Below are 25,209 nucleotides of genomic sequence, written 5' to 3'. Positions count from 1 at the left end.
TTGGAGGAGATTTTTCTTGAAAATCAAATCGATTGAACCGACACCAAGTCCAAATTCTATGAAAATTATTTTAGATACCCCTTTACCTGATGGAACAAGCCATAACTATAAGAAGAAAGATGGAGCACAGGCACCTGAGCCGGTACGTTCTCTTTTAGCTATACAAGGAATTAAAGGAATCTATCATGTACTAGATTTTATGGCATTAGAGAGAATTGGAAACGTTGCGTGGGAATCTATTCTTGCCGAAGTACGTTCTGTTTTAAATGAAGACGGCGAATCGCTAGAACAAGCGGAAGAGCAACAGATAGACGAGCATTTCGGTGAAGTCTACGTGCATGTACAGACGTATAAAGAGATTCCGTTGCAAGTGAAAGTGTTCAATAGTGATGAGGAATCCCGGTTTGGCTTAAGTGAACGTTTCATTCAAGCGATGGAAACCGTTCATCATTCCGAAGTGGAAAACTATATTTTACTTCGCAAATGGGTAGATTACGGAATCCGCTACGGAGAATTGCAGGAAGTGGGCGAGCAAGTTGTACAAGAACTTGAAGCTGCGTATCCTGAAACACGCTTGCATGAGCTTGTGATAAAAGCAGAAAAGGCAGACGAAGAAACAAAAGTTCGTGGAGAGAAAGTGACACTGGCGGAATTTACTGTTCCGGAATGGGAAACGCGCTTCCGCTTATTGGATCAAATGCCAGACCCTGACGTTTCAGATTATCCAGTACTTACGCAAGCACTTGAAGACGAGAAAATGTCCATCCGCAGATTGGCTACCGTGTACCTAGGTATGATCGAGGATGAAACAGTCATTCCGTTTATCGAAAAAGCACTCGAAGATAAAAGTTGGGCGGTTCGCCGTACAGCTGCTGACTGTATGAGCGACCTTGGCTATGTTGGTTTTGAATCTGCTGCTATTCGCTTATTACAAGACAAAAACAAGTTGGTCCGTTGGCGTGCCGCTATGTTCCTCTATGAATCTGGAACAGAACGAGCATTACCCGCACTGCACGAAGCAGAAAACGATAACGAATTTGAAGTGAAACTGCAGGTCCGTATGGCGATCGCTAGAATTGAAGAAGGCGAAGAGGCAAAAGGCTCTATTTGGCGTCAAATGACCGAAAGAACTAACTAATTTAGTAAAGCCCAGTGAGAGTCGTTATGTATCTCAAATCCTTAACCTTGTCTACTCGACAAGGTTTTTTTTATGACTTTCGGATAAAAAGGTATACTTTTAGTAAGGACTAAAGGTATACTATTGATCTGATCACAATTTACTAGGAGGGCTCATGAAGTGAAGAAGTCTGCAAGTATTGCGATGAAACTCTCGGGACTAATTATCGCATTATTTTTATTACTATTTTTGGTCTACTCAGTCGTTACTAGCGTCATGTTACATAAGCAAAGCATTAAAGATGCTGAGGAATTTGCGTTGGAAAGTGCAAATAAAAATTCACTTGTTCTTAGTGCAAAACTGAATGAAACAAATGAAATGTTACGCACAACAAGTCACATATTGGAAACATTACAAGCAGCAGGCGATATGGAACCGGAGGAAATTATCCGGATCATCAAAAGCAATTTGAAGAAAAATGAGGACGCTACCGGGATGGCGGCGGTAATTAATCAGTCCGCGTTCGCTGAAGGGGAAGTTATACCGAAGAATTTGCTAGATGATAATCAGCAATTCATTCCATACGTCTTTAAGCAAGACAATACTACTGATGTAGAACCATTAAGTGGCATGGATGATTCTACAGCGAATAGTTGGTATACTGTTCCCAAAAATGAAGTCCGTCCGATATTAACAGAACCTTACTCGTATGAAACAAATGGTAAAACCATTCTCATGACTACTATTTCCGTTCCTATGGTAGATGCGTCTGGAAACTATTTTGGTTTGTTGACCACCGATTTATCTATAGATTTCTTGACGGATGTAGTGAAGACGATTCAACCAAAAGGCGGTTATGCGTCTGTCATTACAGATGCTGGTTATATCACAGCGAACAGTTTGAAGCCGGAATTAAATACTAGTAATATGGCCGATGCAATTGATTGGAATAGTGCTAAAGTGGACCTAGATCAAGGTGAATTGGCGAGTATGTATGTGGATTCTAAAAGTCTGCATGAAGAAGCATTTAATGCATTCGCTCCTATTAACTTAAAAGGAATCAATGAGAAATGGTCAGTACAAACGGTTACACCAAAATCTGAAATTCTAGATACGTTTACTACTATTTTGTGGATTACGGTCATATCTGCCATTGCCATCGTGTTGCTGATGTCAAGTGCATCTACAATCTTCATTTATCGTCAATTGAGACCGTTGAAAGCGTTACAACAATCAATGCAAACTGCTGCTGCAGGTGACTTGACGATGATGGTAGATGAACAGAATATCCGCCATGATGAGATAGGATTAGTAGCACTTGCTTATAACGATATGTTGCGTCAGACGAATGCAGCGTTACAAACCGTGCAGTTGTCTTCAGGTCAGTTGAGCGATTCATCCTCGCAAGTCACACATGCTTTCGAAGAGCTAGTAGCTGCGAATCAGGAAGTATCGGTAGCGACAGATGAAATCGCACAAGGAGCTTCTAAACAATCCGAAGATACTGAAGTAACAAGTCTACGAATTTCTGATTTAGCGGACCGTATGGATCATATCCACACGATGTTCATGACCATGAATCAGTTATCTACAGACGCTTCCAATTCTGCGGAAAATGGAATGACGGAAGTGAAAAAACTACGTGTTCATAATACGACAGCAAATGAAATGAATAAAAAAGTACAGTTGCAAATCCAAACATTGACCACTAAAATTTCATCTATTAATCAAGTCATTCAAACATTGCATGATATTACTGCAAGCACGAATCTTCTAGCGCTGAATGCGAGCATTGAAGCGGCTCGAGCGGGTGAAAGCGGTAAGGGATTTGCAGTTGTTGCGAATGAAGTACGTCAGCTAGCGGAACAATCCCGCAGAGAAACTGAAGTAATTCAAGAAACCGTGAAAGAAATTTTATCAGAATCACAGCAGACGGTGGATGTCATTGAACTGAATATGAAGTCAATGGACGGTCAAAACCAGTCCGTTACGGATACAGAAGAGTCGTTTGTACAAAATGCAGGCATCATCGATCAAATTCGCCAATCGATTACGGAACTATCCGAAAAACTTGCTGAAATGATGGAATATAAGGACGAAGCCATTTTAGCCATCCAAAATGTCTCTGCCATTTCCGAGCAGACGGCTGCTTCATCTGAACAAGTGAGTGCATCAGCTGCCGCACAGCAAGGCGAATTGGAGCAAGTAGCAGATTCTACAAATCAAATGAATCAGATCGCCGGGGAACTGCGAAGTGTAGTTGATCGATTCAAATTATCGTAATTCAATAGCGTAATCGGCAGAAGTGGCATCGTCCACTTCTGCTTTTGTCTGAATTCAAGCGTCATTAAGGAAAGGGGGGCGAGGTAAGTAAACACTTAATAAGTAGAATGAAATGATATACTAATAGTTTACTACACTAATATCTTAAAAGAGAGTTGAAGCCAAGTGTTACGTTTATTTAAAAAAGGTGAGAATCTAGCAACGGTAAAAGAGATGGAAGACCTCGAACAGCACAGTACTGGTATTATATCGTTGGAAAGATATCCGGCTGTAAAAAAGCAACTGCGAATGATTAATCTAACAGAGCAAGATTTAAAGTATCTCTCCTGTATGCAAGTGCAAATGCAACCTATTTTACCTATGATGACCAATCGTTTCTATCAAGCGATGGATGATCAGCCTCAACTTCTACATATTATTGCGGAACATAGTAGTATGGACCGTTTGAAAGAATCATTAACGAAACATATGCAGTCAATATTTCAAGGGAAAATTGACGAGAACTATTTGAAACAACGTCGCATTATAGCGAAGGTGCACGTCCGCATTGGTTTGGAACCGAAATGGTATTTAGCGGCAGTAGAATCATTGTACGAAGAGTTTTTTGCTTTTATTGAACAACAGGACTTGCCCAAGAAAAGACAATTTAATACATTGCGTGCGTTTATGAAAGTCATGAACTTTGAACAACAATTGGTTTTGGATGCATATGAAGAAGAGAATAAAGTGAAGCGACAGGAAGTAGAACATTCCAAAGCGGTCGTGAAAGATCAAGTGTTAAATACGTCCCAGAATCTAGCGGCAATCAGTCAGCAGACGAGTGCATCAACAGACGAACTATCCAAAAAAGCACACGTATTAGAAAATATGACCGTTCACAACCTACAATTTATTACGGAAACCGAGAAAACTTCATTGACAGGCAAAGAATTGGTAGTCACTCAAACTGAACAATTTGGCCAAATGGTGGAGTATATGTCAGATTTCAAGGACCGGATGAAGGCGTTACATCATTCTTCAGAGCAAATCCAAGGAGTCGTGACGCTTATTACTTCCATTGCTGATCAAACAAACTTACTTTCATTGAATGCAGCAATTGAAGCAGCACGAGCAGGTCAGCATGGTAAAGGATTTGCTGTAGTTGCGGCAGAAGTGCGAAATTTGTCGGTGGAAACTAAACAAGCAATAGGTAAAGTTACCGGCATGATTGAAGTCACCGATGCGAATATCGCCGAGATGTCTAACTTTATGAAGCAGATGGAAAAACTAATTCAGGAAAGTGCAAAAGGAAACGAGCTAGTGACGCAATCATATGACGGGATTGTCCAAGCGGTAAGCGGGATGAAAGAACAAACAGCTGAATCACATACATCCATCGAAAGCACGGTTCAAATCTTAGAAGAGATTAATCAGGCAATTGAAACCATTGCTCATTCATCAGATGGATTAATTCAGTTAGCAGATGACTTGTAAGTTAAATAACTTCCGTAGGTATACCTAAGTTACACGCAATCCAACGAACGCTCTTGCTGTAGTAGGCGAAGCCAGTGCCAAAGTGACTCCACTTTCATGCATCTAACCATAATCCAGAAATGACCATCACGATGACGTCCCGACATTCAAAACCGTTAATTCCTTGCTATTCTTCAATAAATCAATGAACACCTGCAACGCTTTCGTTTGAAACGGAGAATTCGTCACGATAGAGAAATGCCGCTTGAATGGCGTTCCTTTCACCGACAGCGTTGTCAAATCACCATGGCGCAATTCCTTTTGTATCGCCCACTGTGACAGCAAACTGACGCCAAGTCCGGCTTCAACAGATTCTTTAATCGGCTGCGTACTGCTGAATTGCATAATGCGCTTCGGATAGAATCCAGACTGGGAGAAGAATAGTTCTGCCGCCTCGCGTGTACCAGAACCTTCTTCGCGTAATAGCCAGATTTCGTCTTCTAGTGCAGTGATTGATTGGCGCCCTTTTTTTTGCGCCAGTGGATGATCAATGGAAGTCACGACGTACATTTCGTCTTCTGCAAAATCCTCATTTTGAAGCGGTGCAGCTTCCTTGAAATGTCCTTCGATTAAACCGACATCGAGCTGGTGCGTGATGACTAACTCCGCAATATCGGCTGTATTGCCAATTGTGACTTGTGGTTCAATCGATGGATAATCTGCGACAAGTTTAGACAGAATATGAGGTAAGACGTATTCGCCAAATGTGTAGCTAGCTCCAATGGTAAGAGGGCCGCTAGCTTTATTAGCCAAGTCATCGACTAAGTTTTGCATTTTGGAATACAGGCCCGCGATTTCTTTTGCATGATGATAGACAATTTCACCAGCTTGGTTGAGTCGAACGTATTTATTAGTTCGCTCGAGCAGTCGTACACCAATGGATTCTTCGAATGAGCGAATATATTGGCTGACAGCAGGTTGTGTCATATGCAGTTCTTTTGCTGCTCTAGAGAAGTTCTTTTGCTCAGCTACCTCAATGAATACTTGTAGTTGCGGATCGATAGGGAAGCAACTCCTTTCTATGTATATAGATTTACTTATCATAGCTATTATAAATAGTTATTTCTCTTATAGCGAGCTATTTTCTATACTACTAGTAGGAGGTGTTGTCATCGTGGTTTCTTTAAATAGGTCACCAGAACAGCACACACCACAACGTCCATCTAAATGGGGATCGTGGGTCGGTGGAATAGCTTTCACATTCTTCATTGCATTTTTAGGATATTTACTAGCAAAAGTACCAGGTTTCGATCATATCGGACAACTGGCATGTGCGATTATTATCGCGGTGGCATACCGTCAATTCTTCGGCTATCCTGAAATAATAAGAAGTGGGATTGCTTTCTCATCCAAGCGCTTGCTTCGCACAGCCATCATTTTATACGGTTTGAAATTAAATATAGACACAGTCTTAAGCGACGGACTCGGCTTACTCGCGCGCGATGTAGGTGTCATCATTTTCGCTATTTTCATGACTATTTGGCTCGCAAAAGTATTTAAGGCAGATAAAAATATTTCCTTGCTTTTAGGTGTCGGAACAGGTGTCTGCGGTGCAGCGGCAATTGCAGCGGTCGCACCGATTATCAAAGCAAAAGATGAAGACACAGCAATAGGTGTAGGAATCATCGCATTAATGGGTACGGTGTTTGCGATCGGCTATACCATTCTGCGTCCAATTCTTCCGCTCGATTCAATTGAGTACGGAATGTGGGCAGGAATCAGTTTACATGAAGTGGCACACGTAGCCTTGGCCGGGGCACCGGCAGGCGAAGACGGTTTAGCCATTGCTTTGCTAGCCAAGCTCGGTCGTGTATTCCTATTAGTACCACTTTGCTTCATTTTAATATTTATCATGAAACGTAAACATAAAGATACAGACGAAACGGGCGCTAAAATTGAATTTCCGTGGTTCCTTGTAGGATTTATCGTTTTAAGTATCCTAGGAAGCTACGTGTTCGGTCATTCCATTCCTGTATCAGACAACATAATGGAAGGCGTCTTCACATTGACTACATGGTTACTGACAGCGGCCATGGTAGGGCTTGGACTCAACGTTAGTTTACGAGACTTGAAAGATCGAGCCATGCGACCACTAGCCGCGATGACCATTACATCCATACTACTATCGGTCATCGCCTACTTTATTATTTAATACGGTTCATAACTAGCTAGCTTCAGAGAAATATCTCTAAAGCTAGCTTTTTTATTTGACTTTATTTAGTCTACTCCCTAAACTATTAATTATTGGTTTAGGGGGTAGACTATTTTGAATTATCAACTTCAAGAAGCAGTAGAACTATTTGAAGAAGTCATGATCTACGGCATGGAACATGTCGTGAAAAACTTGGACGTTCCTATCTGGAAAGATTACTCACCAGAACAAATCCAAGTACTGAAAATACTTTCTGCCTATGGCCATCTATCTAGCGGACAACTGGCAGAGATTCAAGGCGTACATAAAAGCGCCATCTCGACACGTCTCAAGAAACTGACCGAAAAAGACCTGGTGCAGTCTGAAAAAGACGTGAACGATCAGCGGATCAATCGAATCTCACTGACCCAAAAAGGCCAAGAAGTACTAGCTGTTTCAAATGCAGCAATAAATGAAAGCATCGAAATCCTGTTCACAGACCAAATTGATGAACAGGAGCTCGAACAATTCATTAAGACATTCCGTAAACTTAAATCGATTTTAGTAATGAAGGAGAGATAACGCATGAAAACGATAGTAAAATTCAAATGGCCTATTGCGATCGGTATCGTTATACTGACTGCTGTTTTATTTATAGTAGCACCCGATTTGGCAAAGCAGGCGGAAAAAGCAGGTTCCTTCCAATTGCTCGACTCAGCAGATTCCCAAAAGGCTGCACAAATGCTAGAAGATGCAGGCCAAGCAGATGAAACGATTTCGCTAGTCTATGATCTCGATGAACCGGCAGATAAAGCAAAGAAACAAGAAATTTCTACGACTGCCAAAGAGATTGCGAATGCCAGCAAGATTGTGACGGATGTTCTAGATCCGTTTGAAAGTAAAGACATGGAAGACCAACTCGTTTCTGAAGATCGGAAAACGGTATTACTTCCTATAACGGTAGACGGTACAGATGATGAAGTCATTCAGTTGGCTGATAAAATAAAAAAAGATATTGTATCTAAAGAAGACAAAGTGTATATGACTGGCGAAGTAATCATCAATCATGACGTAAATGAGAGTGCGCAAGAAGGGCTAAAAAAGACTGAGATTATTACGGTTGTATTGATTTTCGCTTTATTACTCATTGTTTTCCGCTCGATTGTGACACCATTCGTTCCGTTAGTGGCGGTAGGGATCACCTATTTATTAAGTCAGTCCTTCGTAGCGTTCTTTATCGACTGGTTTGGATTTCCGGTTTCGAATTATACCCAAATATTTTTAGTGGCAATTTTATTCGGTCTTGGAACAGATTATTGTATTCTGTTGTTAAGTCGTTATAAAGAAGAGTTACTAGCAGGGCATGACGTGGAAGAAGCGATTATTAATACGTATAAAACAGCAGGCCGCACACTTTTCATCAGTGCACTTGCGGTATTTATCGGTTTCGCGGCAATCGGTTTTGCAGACTTCCCAATATTTAAATCGGCAGTCGCAGTAGCGGTAGGGATTGCGGTGTTAATGCTCGTTCTATTCACTGTCGTACCGCTGTTAATGTCTATTTTGAAAGACAAATTATTCTGGCCTGCAAAAGGTTCAGCTACTCATAAGGATAGTAAATTATGGATTGCGTTCAGCAAATTATCTGTTATGCGCCCCTTACTTTCCATGTTCATCGTAGCCATCATTACGGTTCCGCTATTATTGACGTATGACAATGATCTATCCTTCAATACGGTAGATGAAATTGATGGAAGTAAAGAGTCTGTAAAGGGATTACATCTTATTTCAGATGCTTTCGGTGAAGGGGATTCACTACCAGTACAAGTAGTAGTAAAGAAAGATTCTCCCATCGTTAAAGAAGGAGATATCACCTATTTAGAAGCGATTTCCCGAGACTTGGAGAAAGTTGAAGGAGTCAAAAGTGTTCGTACTATCACACGACCGACTGGTGAAATATTGGAAGACTTATATGTAGATCATCAAATCGGTTTGATGGCAGATGGCTTAAACCAAGCGAATGATGGGATACAGGAAATTCGTTTAGGATTAGCGGCAGTGCAGTATAATTTACGCGACGTAGCTAATCAATTGCCTGCCGGTGGAACTAGTGGCGGCAGTGGCCTAATTCAAGCTGCAAACGGTATTGAGCAGATCAATGGCCAGCTCGCGCAGATTTCGGGTGGCTTGCAACAAGGTCTTCCTGCCGCACAAGCAGCTGGAGGGTTGAATGCATTAGGTAATGAATTGGATAAGATCAGTAAAGGCATTGCAGGAGCTGGATCTCAAATCAACCAAAGTGGTTCGCAAATTGGTCAATTAAAAGGTGGATTGAAACAGCTAGGCAGTGGTGTCAAAGCTTCCAAAGACGGTTTAGCAGAAGTGACGACAGGCCTTCAAGAAATTGCAAGTATGCTGGATGATATGGCGGATACGAAAAGTGTACGCGATACTGGTTTATTCATTCCAAAAGGTACGCTTGGTAATGAAGAGTTTGCACCAGTCATCGACCGCTATACATTCGATGATGAAAAAGGAATTTTGATGGAAGTCATCCTAAAGGAAAATCCTTATTCACGTGAAGCGATTTCTACTGTACATGAAATTAAAGATACGGTGAAACGCTCGGTCATTGGTACACCATTTGAAGATGCGGATTTGGCATTTAGTGGTATTTCTAGCATTAACTCAGATTTAAGTGATATTTCGTCCGCTGATTTTACGCGTACGGTAACTATCATGTTAGTCGGTTTGTTCGTTGTTCTCTTGGTCTTATTCCGTTCAGCTATCATGCCTTTGTATATGATCGGTTCGCTATTGCTGACATATTATACAGCGATATCTATTACGGAATTGATCTTCGTCAACGGTCTTGGTTATGACGGCATCAGTTGGGCAGTTCCATTCTTCGGATTTATCATGCTGATTGCGCTTGGCGTGGATTACTCGATTTTCTTACTCGATCGTTTCCGCGAAGAGAGTATTGGGGGTATGAAGATTCGTGAAGCGTTGATGTACTCAATGGCGAAGATGGGTACCGTGATTATTACGGCAGCTGTGATTTTGGCAGGCACATTCGGTGCTATGATGCCTTCAGGCGTTTTGAGTCTTATGCAAATCGCAACGATTGTTATTTCAGGGTTACTACTCTATGGTTTAATTATTTTACCGCTGTTAATTCCAGCCATTACGATGTCATTCGGACGTGGTGTATGGTGGCCGTTTAGAGGATAAAGGAAAAGGTGCTCAGCTACTGACTGAGCACCTTTTCTCTATGTTTATAGGAACAGTCTTACAGGGTAAAGAAAGGAAAAACGAATAGATAGGGGATTGCTACTTATGAAGTTACATACGGGGTCATTGTATTGGGAGTCGACTTTTACAAAAGAAGGTTTTGCAAAAGTAAATCGTCAAGATCTATATGATGTAGCGATAGTTGGTGGCGGGATGTCGGGTGCACTGACTTCATACGTATTATCGAATGAAGGCTATTCGATTGCGTTGATTGAACAAGAGGAAGTAGGTGGGGGAAGTACTTCTGCAAATACTGGTTTATTACAATTCTCCAATGATATTATGCTGCATGAATTAATAGAACAAATTGGCGAAGAGAAAGCTGTGGAATTTTATCGGGCATGTAAAGAAGCAATGAAAAATTTGCAAGACGTTGCGGAACACGCACCATTTGATGTCCATTTCCATACACGTGATAGTTTGTATTATGCCAGCACAGAAGAAGATGTGGCGAGATTGCGCAAAGAGTTTGAAGTGTTACAAAAATATAGTTTTCCGGTAGAATTCTGGAAGCCTGAAGATATTGAAGCGCATTTCCCATTTTCACAACCTGCCGCTATCGTGACGGCAGGGGATGCAGAAGTGAATCCGTTGCGTTTGTGTATGGGTGCCATCCAGTATGCATATGAAAAGGGCATGGACATATTTGAACATACCGAAGTACTCGGCATTCTAGATACAGAAGAACGTGTAATCATTAAAACGACGAATGGAGAATTTCAGGCAAAGTCCGTCGTGGTCACTACTGGTTATGCACCGACTCCGGATATGATGATCCCTCAAAAAGACTTAAAAGTTACGTATGCAGTCGCAACAAAGCCGATAGAAGATTTGTCATTCTGGCATGATCGTATGATGATTTGGGAAACCAAACGCCCTTATTTGTATATGCGATTGACGGATGATAATCGCATCGTGGCGGGTGGCTTGGATCAGAATATGGATACAATACCGAGTTCACAAGAAGAAATCGATAAGAAATTCAGGCAATTAAAACAGGAATTGCAAGAGTTGTTTCCTCACCAGAAGTTCGATTTTGAGTATGAGTGGACAGCGTTATTTGGAGAATCGACAGATGAGCTACCAGTAATCGGGCGCCATCCATTCGAGCCGCATATTTACTATTTGATTGGACTTGGCGGGAACGGAACGGTCTATAGTATGTTGGGTGCGTATTTACTGCGTGATGAATTAGCAGGGAAGTCGAATCCTAATGAACCTATAGTAGAAATAGAACGTTAAAAAACACGTGGGCATTAGTTCTTCAGTTGCTTATAACAAGTATAAACAGAAATCGGCTATCGAGAAGCTCATTCATACATGAGGTTCCGCGACAGCCGATTTTTTCAAGATGGTGTTAATAACGATATGGAATGATAAGAGAGTTTACAACGTAATAACGCCCATAGCCATTGCAATGAGGAATAATACGATACTGAACCCCCACATGATAAGGAATGAGTAGCGGATATGCTTGCCCATCTCTAAACCTGCAAGTCCCAATGCCAGCCAAAGTGCAGGCGAGAAAGGACTAACGAATGTTCCTATAATATTTCCTACGATTAATGCGTACGCAATGGAAATCGATGGAACGCCGAAGCCGGAGACAACTTGCTCTACAATCGGCAGTAATGCGAAGTAATACGCATCCGTACTAAGCAATAGATCGAACGGAACACCGAAAAGGCCGATGATGATGTGCAAATACGGTACGATGATTGCCGGTAACACTTTCACTAAATCGGTCGCTATCGAATCTAGCATATTGGTACCATTCAGGATACCGAGGAATGAACCGGCTGCTAGAATGATTGCAGCCATTAGTAGAGCATTCGGTGCGTGTGTCTTAATACGGTCCATCTGTTCATTCACAGTGCGATAGTTTAACGGAAGCGCGATACTGAATCCGACCATGAAGATAAAGCCTGCCGGCACTTTTCCCCAAACGAGTAAGCCGATCACGCTTACGGCAATCATCACGTTAATCCATAACATGTTTGGTCGAAGGAGAGAAATGCCTTTAGATTCTTCTTTTTGCTCTTCCTCTTCTCCAAGTTCATCTAGTTCGTCTTCAAAAAGTCCACTGGCTACTTTCTTAGCGATGACTCGCTTTTCACGTAATCCGAGTATGAAAGCAACTACGATTAATAGGAGTAGGCCAATGATTTGGATTTTGATAAGTGGACGCCATAATTCTGTAACGTCGACACCAAGTACAGCGGCTGCCCGCCCAAGTGGACCTCCCCATGGAACCATGTTGACGATACTTGCTGAGATGCCGACAAGCAGTAGCAGTAAGTAAGGACTCATTTTCAACCTTTTATAGAGCGGTAAAAGCGCAGGGATTGTAATGAGGAATGTGGAAGCGCCTGAGCCATCTAACTGTGCAATAGCTGCGATTACCACTGTCGCCATGGCAACAGCAATTACATTTCCTCGTGAAATTTTAATCATAGTATTAATTAGCGGGTCGAATACGCCGGCATCTTGCATAATGCCAAAGAACAAAATCGCAAAGATGAACATAATGACAACGCTAATAACAGATTCAATTCCGCTGTTGAAAAACTCTCCGATTTCTATGAAGTTGAATCCAGCAAAGAATGCACCGAAGATGGGAACTATAACCAGACCGACAATTGGTGTGATCCGGCCACTGATCAATAATGCGACGATAATAAAGATCGTCAGAATTCCAATAATACTTAACATAGCGATTTTCCTCCAATAGATAAAATGGTGAAAGAGGTATGTAAGCGGATACATACAAAAGTATCTGAATAATCCCTCTTAAGCTGTCCATAATGTACCATGAGAAAAAGTCGCTAAAAAGCTTGTTTACATAAGAAGGATATATTTCATATTACGTATTTTGTTCATTTTGTTCACGGGCAAGTATTTAAAGTTTTCTATATGTCCTTTCAGGTCTACCGACATCTCCATAATGTAGTTGCGCTCCTACTATTTCAACCGATACGAGGTACTCCAGATATCGACGTGCAGTAGAACGACTGACACCGGCTGCTTCACCTACTTGAACAGCAGTTATTCCTTCTGCTGGACTTTGAAGTAAAACATTTTCTATTCGTTCAAGTGTCAGACGGTCGATCCCTTTTGGCAATACGTTAGAAGTAGGATCCTGCCGCATTTCAGTACCAAATAATACGCGGTCAAGATCTTCTTGAGAGAGTTCATTTTTGGATGATAGCAATACTTTTCTTGAACGGTATCGTCTAAATGTTTCTGCAAACCTCACAGGCTCAACAGGCTTGATTAAATAATCCAACACCCCTCCGTGGAGTGCTTCCTCTACTATTTTCGTCTCTTTAGCAGCTGTTAGCAACATAATATCGATTGTGGGGAATTCTCTTCGTAGATGCCAAAATAAATCGAGTCCTGGACTGTCGGGTATGTAAACATCCAATAAAATCAGATTGGGTAGGGCTTCAGCCTGTCCCAAAAAGGCGATGGTCTCTGAGGCAGTTCTCGTTTCTGTCACGACCTTATAGCCGGCAATCTGTTCGATTAGTTGGCGGTTAATCTCTGCTACTCGAAAATCATCTTCCACAATTATGACTTGTATAGTACTGATCACGGGGAAATCTCTCCTTTATTTATCTTTTGGTAATGAGACGACAAAATATGTACCACCCAGTTCACTCGGTTCAATGGACAGCTGGCCATTCGCTGCTTCAATAGCATTCTTTGTTAAAGCCAAGCCGAAACCTCTACCTGCTCCATCTTTTGTAGAGAAACCGCGGGATAAGACTTTATCAAGTGAAGCTTCATCGATTCCCGGACCTGCATCATCAATTTCAAACAGCAGATCTTGTCCGATATCAGTAAAAGAAATCGATATGTCCCGGGAAATGGCGCGTTCGTCATAAACTGCATCAAATGCGTTGTCAAGAAGATTTCCGATAGCTGTCAGCAGTGCTTGGCGGTTTAAGTCGGATAGTATGGAATGTAATTGGCTGTCGGGCTGGACGGATACATTAATTTGCAATTCACTCGCTTGACTTAGCTTTCCAACAAGTAGCCCACTAATATATGGATCATCTATATTATCAAGAAGTGTGTTTGTCCAGTGTTGCTGGATGTTTGTTTCTTCTTGGATGAAATCGAGCACATCATCTTTCTTGTTCAGCTGCGTCAGTCCCATGATCGTATATAATTTATTTGAGAATTCATGTGTCTGAGAGCGAAGAGCGTTAGCATATTGTTGGATATGTGCCAGTCTTTTCGTCAAATTCTCAATCTCGGTTTTATTCCGGAAAGTGGCGACTGCACCGAGCAATTCATGCTCGTAGAAAATCGGTGCACTATTTACATAAACGATATGATTGTTGAAAAGCCTTTCCTGATCGAAGACTGATTTGCCATGCTCTAGCACATAGGGTAAATCAGAATTCGGGAAGCACTCTTGTATAGGTTTACCGATCCAATCGTCCGCTTGTTGTTCACCACCTGTCAATAGTTTTAATGCGGTGGAGTTGATCATCGTAATGAGGCCATCCTTATTGGTAGCAATAATACCTTCATGAATAGAGTGCAAAATGGTTTCTTTTTGAAAGAGTAAATGTGATATTTCTTCAGGCTCCAATCCAAACAACACTTTTTTGATATAGTTCGCGATCAGCACTGCACCAATGATGGCAGCTGTGCAAATACCAAGAAGGACCAACCAGATTTCCTGGCTATATTCCCAAATGATTGATTCGATAGAGCCTACCAAGAAACCTACAGAGACGACACCAACAATTTCTCCATCTAAGTAGACCGGAGCTTTTGCACGAAGTGAGCTTCCTAATGATCCAATTGATTTAGAAATATAGGATTCTCCGTTACTTAACGCACGTTCATTATCTTCACCGATCATCTTTTTGCCGATTCGGTCAGGACTCGGATGGGCATAGCGGATTTCTTGTTGATTACCAACAACGATAAACTCGGCGTCTGTCTGTGCTTGGATTTTCTGCACGATAGGCTGGATAATAGCGGAAGGGTCATTCGAATCAAAGGCCTGAGAAATCTCTGGTATCACGGCTACACTTTTTGCTACACTGAGAGCCCTTTCACCAATTTGAGTTTCTAATGTGTCCGTGACGAAGAAACTCATGAATCCGCCAATCAATAGAATAATCGCGACAGAAAGCGCACCGATTAAGCCGATCATTTTCAAATGGAGATTGATAAAAGGTCTGTCATTCGTTCGATGAATGGATAAATCTTCTCTACGTATACGGATCATGTCGAACCTCCGATAAACATGTTAGTAAATATAGAATACCATGCGATGCATAATATTAAATGGTATTTCGTTTAAAAAGTGGAAGAGTAGAGTGGAAGGGAGGAGTATAGAGTGGAGGTTCATATAGTTACTCAATTCTACGCATAAAGCTAGTTCTATTATTTATTGTAGTAGACATGGATCGCTTCTTGATCATAAAATCGGTTATCGTCAAGCGGATCTACACGCTTATGTACCTACTTCGGATATGACCGTTACGCAATAGGATGTGAAAGGTACATAAGCGATTATGACCCAGCGAATCGAAGGACTGTCTTTTTAGAGCGCGTTTACATGAATCATCTGTAAATGACCAGGTAACACTGTAATCTGCTGTGCAGTATCTTCGTAGATTTCCCCGTCCATGTCTACTTTCTTCCCGACAGGTTGCACAATGTCCAATTCTTTTATTTGAATATATTCGAGTTCAGATAATTGCTTATTTTCCACAGCAGGATCTTGTAATGCAAATAGTTCTTTGAAAGCAGCTAAGTTGGAATCACGCACGATCAAAATGTCTAATTTTCCATCAACAGGTGATAGGGAAGCGATGGGAAGTTCAGTTGTACCAATAAAGCGTCCATTTAGTACGAATAGTAAAATAGCCTCTCCTTCTAATATCTCGTCAGTAGATTGCACTTTATAATGAAATGATTCAGTTTGATTCAACGTACGTAATGTACTGAGCACATAACTAATCGAACCAAAGCGCTTCTTTTCTTTTGGTTTTATATTTTCGGATGTATCGGTTACTAGTCCAATTCCCCAAAAATTCATAAAGTAGTGCTCGCCCACTTTTCCTATATCGGTTTTGATAATAGAGCCGTTGAGTAAAGAAATGGCTGCTTCATTCAGAGTTTGTGGAATACCTAATGACCGACTGAAATCGTTTGATGTACCGCCAGGCAATATAGCTATGACCGGACGTATGGCGAGTGGCGCGATACTATTCATGCATGTGTGTATAGTGCCGTCACCTCCAAGAATAATGAGTAAGTCTACTTGACTGCTATATTTTACACAAGCTTGCTGAAGTTCATCTTTGGAAGCTGTATTCAGCACGATGAGCTCATCTACTGCTTGCGCGAATATGTGAAGTGTTTCAGAGAGCTTCTGTTCCGTGTCTTCCTCTCCAGCAGAACGGTTATATACAAACAATGCCCGCTTGAAATGAAGCATATTCTTCACATCCTTTTTTACTTTATTATTCCCGATAACGTGATGTAGAAACCAGAAGAGTTATAAAAAAGCTAGAAATAATAGACGAGATGATGTAAAAGTGAATAGGTTATTTTATTCGAGTGGTAGGGAATGGTAAGGACAAAGGAGTGAATAAATATGGAAATCTATACAGTTGGGCATTCCACTCATACTAAAGAACAGTTTTTGAAGTTATTGGATGATGCGGGTATTGAAAAGTTAGTGGATGTTCGTGCATTTCCCGGTAGTCGTAAATTCCCCCATTTTCATGAGGATCGAATGAAAGAATGGTTGCCAGCACATGATATTGCCTACCGACATTGTGGCAAATTAGGAGGACGTAGGAGGAAATCCAAAACTATTGATAATGCAGTCAATAAAGGATGGAATAATCAATCCTTCCATAACTACGCGGATTACACGTTGACGCCCGAGTTCGAAGAGGGGATCGCTGAATTGATGAATGAAGCATCACGACAACGAATTGCGATATGCTGTTCCGAACGCCATCCCGCAAGATGCCATCGCTTGTTGATTAGCAATTGGCTCGCAACACATGGTTGGAATGTAAAACACATTATTGATGGACCTAAGGAAAAGACTTTAATTGAAGATCATGAAGTAGGGAAGTGGGGCGCTGAACCTATTGTTTTGGATAACGGAGAGTTGACATATCCTCCTGAGCTAAATGAAGACGAATAAAATAAGTGCCCTTTTATAATAGGGCACTTATTTTATTCATATAAAGTTTTATCATGTGATCCGTCAGCATGAAAGACATTTAATATACCTTCATGTTCGTTTACATACTTTTTCGCCTTTTCAAGTAATGCGGACTTAGTATCTTCTTTAAACAGTACATGATCACTTCCGGTTTTTCTGAAAATCCATTCGTCCTCTCGCGGTTTTACTTCATAGTGAGGACGACTTTCACTTTTGCCATTTACATACTCATGTGCTTGTGCAGTTGCAATGGCAATAGCGCGCTCGTCGGAATAATTTTCACGCAACAAAGCATTGGCTATTTCGATTGCTTTATTGCGTACTGAAGGGTCCAAATTTTTTAACGAAGCAGGAAAATCATTTTTACTCCATGGCATATGACATCACCTCCTAATTCACAAATTCCCGTTTTTAATGAATATAAACGGTCTTTCGAATTCTCCTTGAACTTCATCCCGCACTTTGAATCGAATAAAGTCGAATATCATCTAATTGTCATTTTATTTGAAATTATTTGATTACTAGTTAAATAACTGATAGTCTAAAGACGTTCATATGAACTTAGCGAATGAGTTTTATGGTGAGAGTAGCTTTTTTCGTTTTTGATCTCACTAGGGGAACCTTATGAAGACAAATACAAACTGAAGGAGTGAATGCATTGTCTCTATCTGTGCAGCAACTATTGGAAAGCAAAGGGATTCAAGCTAAGCCAGAACATCTGGAAATCTTAGAAAGTCGCTGGAATGGAATGCAAAAGTTAAGAGGTACACTAGAGAATGTGAAAATCGAGGATGCCGATATCGGGCTTCGAAATATTCCTGGAGGTGATCATATTGGCTAAAGATTTAATTCAGAAATCAGTTGAGGAATTGGCACCGCTTTTAGAAAGTGGATCACTTTCACCAGTTGAGCTAACGAAGGCAGTGCTTGATCATGCGGAAGAAACGCAGGATACGATTAATGCCTATATGACAATTTATCGGGAAGAAGCAGAACAATCGGCACGTGAAGCAGAGAAAGAGATCAAAAATGGAAACTATCGAGGCATGTATCACGGAATTCCGATGGCCTTGAAAGATAATTTATACTTTAAAGGTAAAGTGACGACGATGTCATCTAAAATTCATAAGGATTTCATTCCGGAAGACGATGCGACTGTAGTCAGTAAGTTAAGAGACGCAGGTGTGATCTTTACCGGTAAACTAAGCATGCATGAATATGCTTGGGGAATCACGAACAATAACCCCCATTACGGACCTGTCAGAAATCCTTGGGATACCGATAGAATTCCTGGCGGTTCGAGCGGTGGTTCAGGAGCCGCTGTAGCGATCGGTTCAAGTGTTGCGTCACTTGGAACTGACACGGCCGGATCCATCCGAATTCCGTCATCGATTTGCGGTATCGTCGGATTGAAGCCGACCCATGGGCGAGTCAGTAAATATGGATGCTATCCATTGGCGTGGTCACTCGATCATATCGGACCGATGACTAAAACGATTAAAGACGCAGCGGGAATGATGGACATTATTTCAGGGTACGACAAAAAGGATCCAACTTCTATCAATACCCCCGTAGGTCAACATTTGGAGAGAATAAAGGGGGATGTCAACGGTTTAGTTATTGGCGTTAATGAAGAATATTTCTTTAATGAAGTAGACAACGACGTAGATCAAGTGGTGCGTGGAAATATAAAAGCGTTGACCGATCAAGGCGCGCGAGTAGAAGTGGTCAAGATTCCAACTCTAAAATATGCAGAGTGGGCAGAGCTGATCACATCACTTTCAGAAGCGTCTACCATTCATCACGAAGACATGTTGAAGCGTCCGCAAGATTTCGGTGATGATATCCGCATGCTGTTCGAACTAGGAGAACTGCCATCTGCTGTCGATTATCTGCAAGCACAGCAAGTACGTCGTCAATTAAAGCAAGAATTCCATGAAATATTCCAAAAGGTCGATGTATTGATTGCGCCGACTCTGCCAGTAGTGGCTAGTAAAATTGGTGATGATACTGTGGAACTAAATGGTAATCAAGTGGATTTGATTGACAACATTATACGCTTTACAGGACCTAGTAACTTAACAGGTAACCCTGCATTGTCTGTGCCGGGTGGTTTCAAGGGAGACCTTCCTGTAGGTGTGCAAATTATTGGACCTGCTTTTTCGGAAGCTTTATTGCTTGATGTTGGTTATGCAATTGAACAGACAAACCCTATGAAAAACAGAAAACCCGCTTTACTGACAAGAGCATGAAATGAAAAAAACTCCGCGGTCAACCCATGGCCACGGAGTTTTTGGTATGTACTCGCTCTTCGACGAAGCGGTACAGACTATTCGACTTTACTTCTTCACTATCACAAACCCAGCTGCACCAAACTTCAACCCAAATCCGTTTGGACATTTGCTGTTACTACTAGTATAACCTAACAAAACCGTCATAAACGCAAATCATCAAACTGTGAAGAATGTCATGTTACTGTAGTGTTTGGCATCAAATTGAGATAAATTACATGAACCTTACATGAGCCTTTCAATACAATATAATATGCTGAATGTTCAGACTATATACACACGAGTCAGAATACTCAACTACATTAATTTCGAGATAAACATTGTAGCAATTCCAAAATAAATTAGTAACGACAGAATGTCATTGATTGTAGTAATTAAAGGACCAGAAGCTACAGCTGGATCTACTTTAAATTTATTGAGAATCAAAGGAATAACCGTTCCTGCAATTGTTCCGATAATTAGTGTAGCCACCAAAGACGAACCTACTACTAATCCTAGTGTAAAACTGCCTTGCCATACATACGCAATCACAGCGATTGCGGCACCGCAAACGACACCTAATATAATGCCGACAATTAATTCGCGAAAGATTAAATGCAAGGACTTTTTCATATTCAAATCTTCAGACACTAGACCACGCACAACGACTGCTAAAGATTGAGTTCCTGTATTACCGGTCATTCCAGCAATCATCGGCATAAAGAAAGCGAGAGCGACAACGGCTTCCAATGTTTCTTCAAATTTGGAAATGATGCTTCCTGAAACGAGTCCGATAAATAATAAAAGAATGAGCCAAGGTAGTCTGCGATAGGCTGCTACAAGAGGTTTTGTCTGGAAGTCGATGGATTTACCTGAAGCAAAAAGCATTTCAATATCTTTATTTGCTTCTCTAACGACTAGATCTAGTACTTCATCGGCGCGTATAATTCCTACTAAGATATTCTCTTCGTTGACAACAGGTAGAGAGACGAAATCAAATCGTCCAATCATTTTGGCTACATCGCCTTGATCAGTTGTGTCGAAAACTTTGGCGAGACCGGTTTCCATGATTTCCGTTACGTTTCTATCTGGCTTGGCGAGCAATAGATCGCGGTAAGATAGTACACCGATTAATTGCTTGTCATCATTGATGATATAGACGTAATTTAAGTAATGAGCAAACGCTTCATAATGCTTGAGCTTTTCAATCGTTTTCTCGACGGTGTATGACTGATGAATCCATACATAACGTGTCGTCATAATACGTCCGGCAGAATCTTTCGGATATTTTCGACGCTGTCGGATATTCTTTTTTTCTTCGTGACGCAATTCCGCTATGAGTTTCTCCACTTGTCTATCTGAAAGATCAGCCAAAAGATAGGATAGATCTTCACCTTTCATTTCTTCCAGTAGTTCAGTGGAACGAACGGGTCCTACTAAATCTAATGCCCGCAATTGTTCATTTTTTGAAAGAAAGCCTAGCATGTGTACGAATGTATCTTTGTCTAGTACTTCCAAAAATGTAGTATGGCGTTTTAGCGGCAATCGTTTATATTGATCAGCTACTTCCGCGGGTTCTAGTTCACCAATAGCTTTTTTCAAGGATTCCAGATTACCATCTTTAATGAGTTGTATAATCGCTCGTGAAACATCATCTTGATTCCGGGTCACTGGCATGTAACGCACCTCTCTTATCTTTAAATAGTTACGGTCATTCAATCATTCCCCTATATAAAAGGAAAGAAACCATAAGACACAATTTAAAGTCATTTTAGCCAATAAAAAAAAGCCTCCATGGAAACTCTTTTGATTTGCTTTAGAAAGTCTTTGTCAGCTGGAATTGAATCGAACCATCGACTTTGTTCTAAATCTACTAGAACATGCTTTTTGCTATTTTTAAAACTACCCCTTTCTATCTACTTAAAACTTGAAATTGTATGAAATCGATGAATCGTATTGTGTATGTATAGGTCTTAACACCTCAATTATCATACAATTCCAACCGAAAACCCGTCATTTGTAACATATCAATTATCGATGTCACGGCATTGTTTCACGTTTGTAATCTTTTTGTAATATAGTCTTGGTAAGCTAAAGCTATCAAATCGTTAGGGGTGGCATATTGAAGAAGTTAGTATTTGCATTTACAGTAGCCATGTTCATTACAATATTCACGAGCGGAATGAACGAAACGTCTGCTGCAGCATCAGTTCATACAGTTAAAAAAGGTGACACACTATATAAAATATCTCAACAACATAAAGTGTCTGTTTCGAACATCAAGCAATGGAATAACTTGAAATCAACAGTTATTTATCCAAATCAAAAACTACGTTTAGTGAAGTCTTCTAAAGTGGCTGCTAGTACTCCGAAGAAACAAAACACGCCTTCCCGTTCAAATGGAGCAAGTGTTTCTAAAGAACTTATGGTAAGTGCAACTGCATATACAGCACATTGTAATGGCTGTTCAGGCGTTACTAGAACAGGATTGAACTTACGCAAAAATCCTAACTTGAAAGTAATTGCAGTAGATCCGCGAGTTATCAAATTAGGAACAAAAGTTCACGTTGAAGGCTACGGATACGCTATCGCTGGAGATACTGGCGGAGCGATCAAAGGGAATAAAATCGACGTATTCATTCCAAGTAAATCACGTGCTTACCAATGGGGACGTAAAAATGTAAAAGTGAAAGTACTGAACTAAGACGTTAAAAGCTCACACAGCATAACTGCTGAGTGAGCTTTTTTGAATACTGAGTATCATCATCTATGTTAAATAAAGGAGACGACTTGGTTTTTTCCATTCCTTTTTGCTTGGTAAAGAGCGAGATCCGCTAAATGAAATAAATCATTGAAGCCTTGCATACTACGCATTTTATTGTCACTCAGTCCTGTGCTGATAGTTATTGGAATGGGGATCACATCTGAAGTGGTTGACATAGACTCAATTTTTTTAGCGAGTAAAGTTGCCTTTCTTTTTGCATCTACCAAGGAAATATCTTGCATCACTAAAACAAATTCATCACCACCGAAACGAGCAAGTACGTCCTCTTTTCTAATTTCATTTATAGAAGTATGAGCCACGAATTTAATCGCTTCATCGCCGATTAGATGGCCATATGTGTCATTAATAGTTTTTAAATTATCGATATCATAGACCATGCACACAACGGATTTTTTAGTTAGGGTTGCGTCGGCCAACCATAGATTAGTCGTTTCTTCCAAATATTTTCGGTTGTAGACACCTGTTAAGTAATCCAAGTTTTCGCTGGTCTTAATAGAAGAACTTTGCAAACGTATTTGCAATTCGTACGCTGCTTTTACCCAGCAACTGTCTTCGATTTCATGCAATAAATCGATGTATTCTTTCTGGATGATTGCTAATTCATCAAAACTACAAAGTTTTTCAGCCAACGCAATGCGTTTTTGCTGAATTTCTTTTAGGAGAGTGTAATCTCTCCATTTTTCTTCTTTTTCTTTCGCTATGGTATAAAAATGGAAAGCTTTTTTAGAATCACCTATGAAATCATAAAATCTACCTTTAAAAATTTCGAGAATTGCTATTTCACGAGGATGATTGTGTATAGTAGGTAGTTGGCTTAAATACTTTAGGCTAGTCATCGCGCAATTGGAGCTTTGTAAATTGATAGCGGATTCAATTGCGTATAAATGTGCTCGAATTAGTAAAATTTCTCTGTCTACATCTTTCATCTCTGCGTTAGAAATGGCCAACTGGGCAAACTTCAAAGCTTGCTCGTATTGTTCTATTTTATTGTGTAGATGACTTAGTTGACTGTATGCCCTGCTGATATACGAATAGTCTTCAATTTCCAGCGCGATGGATAGCATATCTTCTAGTAATTTTTGTCCTCTAGTATAATCTAATGCAAATGAGCTGACGAAGTATTGCAAATAATAAGAGCGCATCCAATCGGACTTTTCGCCATATGAAATACATTGTGAATGATGCTCTTCTATATGGAAAAGAACTTTTTTGAAATTTCCAACGTAGTAATAGGAGATAGCGCACATGTAATGAGCCGATAGAACGGCTTCTCTATTTGAAAACAACATACCTTTCCTTAATAAATCTTCCGCATGTCTAATGACTAGATCATGGCGTCCATCATTTATCACTTCGTTAATTTTACGTTCCACAGCATTTATCTCATTTTCCCCTGACATAGTTTCTCTCCTCCATAATGGGAAGTATCAATTTTTTACTAGTATATTCATTCCTTTTCATGTTTGGAATACATTACCATTATATCATTTTAGAAATAAATAGATATAATCAAATAGGCCATTTTAATGAGTGATTTCATTTTTTTATACTGGTATTTAGTTGTTTATACCCCGGTATATAAAAGTATAAACGTCCTACTCCAAAGTTATGAAGTAAGACGTTGAATTATACATTATTCATTTCTTATTTTAATTGGATTTGTTTGAATAAAGAAATGAAGTGTTCCGGCTCCTCTTCAATTTCAAACGTAAAAACTCCTTCATTGGTATGCAGGTAAAATAATCCCGTTTGTCCTGAGAAAGGGCGGTAGGATAAATCAAAAACGTGTTGCAAGGGGAAAGTTCGCTGGGATGTTGTAATCCGATCTTGGAATAAACAAATTGTGTGGGTGGACTTTTGAAATGTTTGTTCTAAGCGGTCCACGACTCGTTGGATAGAAATATACCTTAGCGAAAGAATTAACTGATCACCTGAGTTATTCATTAATTAACCTCCTGTTTCGCCCATATCATAACATGGAGTATTATGCTCATAAAAATGTTAGGAATACTAAAAACTAAAATAAATCTATAGAACTACTTTTTACGTAAGTGAATTGCTAAACGAATTATAGCCAATAGTAAAAGAAATGTTACGGCGCCAGCTGTGTCTAAATAAACGTCTTGCATTGTTGCTGTACGGCCTCCTGTGAAGTATTGGTGCAATTCATCAGCGCATGCGAGTAGAAAAGTAAATAGAGCCGCCAACAATATGCGTCCCTTACTTTTAGGTAATAGCCAGTAAATTACTAACGCTAAAAATCCAAATGTAAAGAAATGTGCAGCTTTTCTTATTAGAAATTCTACAAAGTGATAATATCCACGTTCTTCAATAGAGATTGTTCTATTCCAATAGTTGAACTCCCATGTCGACAGAGTATCTTTCCCAGGTTCTCCAGGTAGCAATTCTTGTAATGTGGAGACAAGTGATTGCTGTTCGTATGTCTGACTGGACGAGATCGACAGTCCGACTAAAATGCTAATGAGTATGAGAAGTGCAAGTAATTTTTTCATATGGGGATTGTATCATAAAAAGTATCTTTATGATGTAAGCAAACTATATTTTTATTTGACTTTACTTAGTTACAATCTTGTTACCTGAATG

At 40.3% G+C, this 25,209-nt stretch carries 22 protein-coding genes; 12 read left to right on the top strand and 10 right to left on the bottom strand.

Annotated elements, in window-relative coordinates; translation table 11 throughout:
• Positions 1-16 precede the first annotated feature (16 nt).
• From CSV73_RS12440 to CSV73_RS12430, 3 genes are all read left to right on the top strand, one after another.
• Entirely contained in the window at positions 17-1,138 is a 1,122-nt protein-coding gene (locus CSV73_RS12440) for a virulence factor (protein ID WP_099627751.1), read from the top strand.
• 159 nt (positions 1,139-1,297) lie between these two features.
• Complete coding sequence (locus CSV73_RS12435; RefSeq protein WP_099627750.1) at positions 1,298-3,400, top strand: methyl-accepting chemotaxis protein; 2,103 nt, start codon at positions 1,298-1,300, stop codon at positions 3,398-3,400.
• A 165-nt stretch (positions 3,401-3,565) separates the two neighbouring features.
• The gene (locus tag CSV73_RS12430; protein ID WP_099627749.1) at positions 3,566-4,873 is read left to right on the top strand and encodes a globin-coupled sensor protein; all 1,308 of its coding nucleotides are present in this window, start codon (positions 3,566-3,568) and stop codon (positions 4,871-4,873) included.
• Between the two features lie 126 nt (positions 4,874-4,999).
• Here the strand turns inward: CSV73_RS12430 and CSV73_RS12425 are convergent, their stop codons facing one another.
• On the bottom strand, positions 5,000-5,914 hold the full coding sequence (locus CSV73_RS12425) for a LysR family transcriptional regulator (protein ID WP_099627770.1): 915 nt from the start codon (positions 5,912-5,914) through the stop codon (positions 5,000-5,002).
• A 40-nt stretch (positions 5,915-5,954) separates the two neighbouring features.
• Here CSV73_RS12425 and CSV73_RS12420 point away from each other — a divergent pair, with 40 nt between their 5' ends.
• From CSV73_RS12420 to CSV73_RS12405, 4 genes are all read left to right on the top strand, one after another.
• On the top strand, positions 5,955-7,064 hold the full coding sequence (locus tag CSV73_RS12420) for a YeiH family protein (protein ID WP_369802593.1): 1,110 nt from the start codon (positions 5,955-5,957) through the stop codon (positions 7,062-7,064).
• A 114-nt stretch (positions 7,065-7,178) separates the two neighbouring features.
• The gene (locus CSV73_RS12415) at positions 7,179-7,625 is read left to right on the top strand and encodes a MarR family winged helix-turn-helix transcriptional regulator (protein ID WP_099627747.1); all 447 of its coding nucleotides are present in this window, start codon (positions 7,179-7,181) and stop codon (positions 7,623-7,625) included.
• A 3-nt stretch (positions 7,626-7,628) separates the two neighbouring features.
• Positions 7,629-10,277 (top strand): MMPL family transporter, encoded by a 2,649-nt coding sequence (locus tag CSV73_RS12410; RefSeq protein ID WP_099627746.1) that lies wholly within the window; start codon positions 7,629-7,631, stop codon positions 10,275-10,277.
• 105 nt (positions 10,278-10,382) lie between these two features.
• Positions 10,383-11,579, top strand: coding sequence for an NAD(P)/FAD-dependent oxidoreductase (locus tag CSV73_RS12405; protein WP_099627745.1), 1,197 nt, complete (start codon positions 10,383-10,385; stop codon positions 11,577-11,579).
• 144 nt (positions 11,580-11,723) lie between these two features.
• On the opposite strand, the gene CSV73_RS12400 is transcribed toward CSV73_RS12405, so the two are convergent.
• The 4 genes from CSV73_RS12400 to CSV73_RS12385 form a co-directional block, all read right to left on the bottom strand.
• On the bottom strand, positions 11,724-13,049 hold the full coding sequence (locus CSV73_RS12400) for a CitMHS family transporter (RefSeq protein ID WP_085132904.1): 1,326 nt from the start codon (positions 13,047-13,049) through the stop codon (positions 11,724-11,726).
• A gap of 187 nt (positions 13,050-13,236) precedes the next feature.
• The gene (locus tag CSV73_RS12395) at positions 13,237-13,932 is read right to left on the bottom strand and encodes a response regulator (protein WP_099627744.1); all 696 of its coding nucleotides are present in this window, start codon (positions 13,930-13,932) and stop codon (positions 13,237-13,239) included.
• 15 nt (positions 13,933-13,947) lie between these two features.
• A complete protein-coding gene (locus CSV73_RS12390; RefSeq protein WP_099627743.1) occupies positions 13,948-15,588 on the bottom strand; it encodes an ATP-binding protein in 1,641 nt (546 codons plus the stop codon).
• A 318-nt stretch (positions 15,589-15,906) separates the two neighbouring features.
• Positions 15,907-16,806 carry a diacylglycerol/lipid kinase family protein gene (locus CSV73_RS12385; RefSeq protein ID WP_085132907.1) on the bottom strand — a complete coding sequence of 300 codons (900 nt, stop codon included), beginning with the start codon at positions 16,804-16,806 and terminating at the stop codon, positions 15,907-15,909.
• A 159-nt stretch (positions 16,807-16,965) separates the two neighbouring features.
• On the opposite strand from CSV73_RS12385, the gene CSV73_RS12380 reads away from it, so the two are divergent.
• On the top strand, positions 16,966-17,529 hold the full coding sequence (locus tag CSV73_RS12380) for a DUF488 domain-containing protein (protein WP_099627742.1): 564 nt from the start codon (positions 16,966-16,968) through the stop codon (positions 17,527-17,529).
• A 32-nt stretch (positions 17,530-17,561) separates the two neighbouring features.
• Here CSV73_RS12380 and CSV73_RS12375 read toward each other — a convergent pair whose 3' ends face one another.
• Positions 17,562-17,927 carry a DUF2188 domain-containing protein gene (locus tag CSV73_RS12375; RefSeq protein WP_099627741.1) on the bottom strand — a complete coding sequence of 122 codons (366 nt, stop codon included), beginning with the start codon at positions 17,925-17,927 and terminating at the stop codon, positions 17,562-17,564.
• 272 nt (positions 17,928-18,199) lie between these two features.
• On the opposite strand from CSV73_RS12375, the gene CSV73_RS12370 reads away from it, so the two are divergent.
• Genes CSV73_RS12370 through CSV73_RS16520 form a run of 3 tightly spaced genes read left to right on the top strand, consistent with a single transcriptional unit; the run spans position 18,200 to position 19,971 of the window.
• Entirely contained in the window at positions 18,200-18,391 is a 192-nt protein-coding gene (locus CSV73_RS12370) for a hypothetical protein (protein ID WP_232319157.1), read from the top strand.
• The gene (locus CSV73_RS12365) at positions 18,384-19,802 is read left to right on the top strand and encodes an amidase (RefSeq protein ID WP_099627740.1); all 1,419 of its coding nucleotides are present in this window, start codon (positions 18,384-18,386) and stop codon (positions 19,800-19,802) included. The genes CSV73_RS12370 and CSV73_RS12365 overlap by 8 nt, the downstream gene beginning before the upstream one ends.
• A 1-nt stretch (position 19,803) precedes the next feature.
• Positions 19,804-19,971 (top strand): hypothetical protein, encoded by a 168-nt coding sequence (locus CSV73_RS16520; RefSeq protein WP_157111265.1) that lies wholly within the window; start codon positions 19,804-19,806, stop codon positions 19,969-19,971.
• A 167-nt stretch (positions 19,972-20,138) separates the two neighbouring features.
• On the opposite strand, the gene mgtE is transcribed toward CSV73_RS16520, so the two are convergent.
• A complete protein-coding gene (gene mgtE, locus CSV73_RS12360) occupies positions 20,139-21,497 on the bottom strand; it encodes a magnesium transporter (protein WP_085132911.1) in 1,359 nt (452 codons plus the stop codon).
• Between the two features lie 445 nt (positions 21,498-21,942).
• On the opposite strand from mgtE, the gene CSV73_RS12355 reads away from it, so the two are divergent.
• Complete coding sequence (locus CSV73_RS12355; protein ID WP_085132912.1) at positions 21,943-22,524, top strand: 3D domain-containing protein; 582 nt, start codon at positions 21,943-21,945, stop codon at positions 22,522-22,524.
• Between the two features lie 68 nt (positions 22,525-22,592).
• On the opposite strand, the gene CSV73_RS12350 is transcribed toward CSV73_RS12355, so the two are convergent.
• The 3 genes from CSV73_RS12350 to CSV73_RS12340 form a co-directional block, all read right to left on the bottom strand.
• Complete coding sequence (locus CSV73_RS12350; protein ID WP_099627739.1) at positions 22,593-24,005, bottom strand: GGDEF domain-containing protein; 1,413 nt, start codon at positions 24,003-24,005, stop codon at positions 22,593-22,595.
• A 244-nt stretch (positions 24,006-24,249) separates the two neighbouring features.
• Positions 24,250-24,549 (bottom strand): hypothetical protein, encoded by a 300-nt coding sequence (locus CSV73_RS12345; RefSeq protein ID WP_099627738.1) that lies wholly within the window; start codon positions 24,547-24,549, stop codon positions 24,250-24,252.
• A gap of 92 nt (positions 24,550-24,641) precedes the next feature.
• Positions 24,642-25,118: a VanZ family protein gene (locus tag CSV73_RS12340; protein ID WP_099627737.1), complete on the bottom strand. Its 477-nt coding sequence runs from the start codon at positions 25,116-25,118 to the stop codon at positions 24,642-24,644.
• Positions 25,119-25,209: the final 91 nt, after the last annotated feature.

The sequence above is a fragment of the Sporosarcina sp. P1 genome (assembly GCF_002743155.1).
Classification (GTDB): domain Bacteria; phylum Bacillota; class Bacilli; order Bacillales_A; family Planococcaceae; genus Sporosarcina; species Sporosarcina ureae_B.
The sequence above is the reverse complement of the archived record's forward strand: the minus strand, read 5'-3'. Positions and strand labels throughout refer to the sequence as shown.